This is a genomic window from Bradyrhizobium sp. PRIMUS42 (assembly GCF_023006515.1).
Lineage (GTDB): Bacteria > Pseudomonadota > Alphaproteobacteria > Rhizobiales > Xanthobacteraceae > Bradyrhizobium.
The window spans coordinates 1-1,329 of sequence record NZ_JALBGZ010001140.1; the positions used below are offsets into that span (position 1 = coordinate 1).

Sequence of the window (1,329 nt, forward strand, 5' to 3'; positions counted from 1 at the left end):
CCGAAGGCGTCTCGCGCAAGACGTTCGACGAGCAGACGCGCGGGCTCGAGCCGGACTACAAGCTGCCCGACCTGATTCTGCCCGGGCGCCCCGCGCTAGGCGCACCGTCGCAGGCCGAGTTCGTGCAGGTGCCGGCGGATTACGTCAAGGAAGCCTCGATCGCGCGGCTAGCAGGCGAGGGTCAGCGGCTGCTGCAGAAATATCGTCCAGCGCTCAGCGAGATCGAGAAGAAGTCCGGCGTGCCCGCGACCGTCATGCTCGCGATCTGGGGCCGCGAGACCGATTACGGCCGCTACACGCTGCCTTACGATCTCGTCCGCGTGCTGGCGACGCAGGCCTATGTCGGCCGTCGCAAGGACCAGTACCGCACCGAATTCATCCTCTCGCTGAAGATCCTCGGCGAGGGCGTGGTGACGCGCAAGGACATGCGCTCGTCCTGGGCGGGCGCCACAGGGCTCACGCAGTTCCTGCCGTCGGAATATTACAAGCACGGCGTCGACTTCGACGGCGACGGTCGCATCGACATCTGGCATTCCGTGCCCGATGCGCTGGCCTCCGCGGCACAGCAGCTCGTCAACAAGGGCTGGCAGAGCGGCGTGCGCTGGGCCTACGAGGTGCAGGCGCCGGCCAAGGTCGATTGCACCAGTGGCGTGCCCGAGGTGACGAAGCCGATCGGCCAGTGGTTGCGCGAAGGTTTTGTGCCGGTGCGCGGGCAAAAGCTCAGCGCGGCCGAGCAGGCGCAGCCGGCTTCGCTGCTCCAGCCGGAAGGCATCTACGGCCCGTCGTTCCTGACCACGAAGAATTACTTCGTCATCAAGGAATACAATTTCTCCGACCTCTATGTGCTGTTCGTCGGCCATCTCAGCGACCGCATGACGAGCCCGCTTCCGTTCGCAACGCCCTGGGCTGCATCCAAGCAATTGCGCACCAAGGATGTCGAGACGATGCAGCGCGGCCTCACCCGCGTCGGGCTCTACAAGGACAAGATCGACGGCAAGGCCGGCATGCTGACGCGGGCGGCGCTCGGCGCCTATCAGAAGTCGGCCGGCCTCAAGGTTGATTGCTGGCCGAGCGAAGAGGTGCTGCGCTCGATCCAGGCGGCGCGGTAGCGCAGGGGCAAAAGAAAAGCCCGGCCGAGGGTCTCGGCCGGGCTTCGATCGCGGCGCTGGTGAGCGCCGTGCGATCAGATCAGTAGCAAACGCGAACCGGGCGAACGACCCAGCCGTAGCCGTCCCAATAACGCTGACGCTGCCAATAGCAGGGCGCGGGCGGCGGGGGCTCGGCGACGTAAACCGGACCGCCGTAAGCGGGGCGGCTCGACGCGATGGC

The 1,329-nt window shown here is 66.4% G+C and carries 1 protein-coding gene; it reads left to right on the top strand.

Going from position 1 to position 1,329, the window contains the following annotated elements:
* Positions 1-1,109, top strand: a 1,109-nt coding sequence (locus tag MOV75_RS38410; RefSeq protein WP_247008044.1) for a lytic murein transglycosylase, incomplete at its 5' end; no start/stop codon positions are given.
* Between the last annotated feature and the right edge of the window lie 220 nt (positions 1,110-1,329).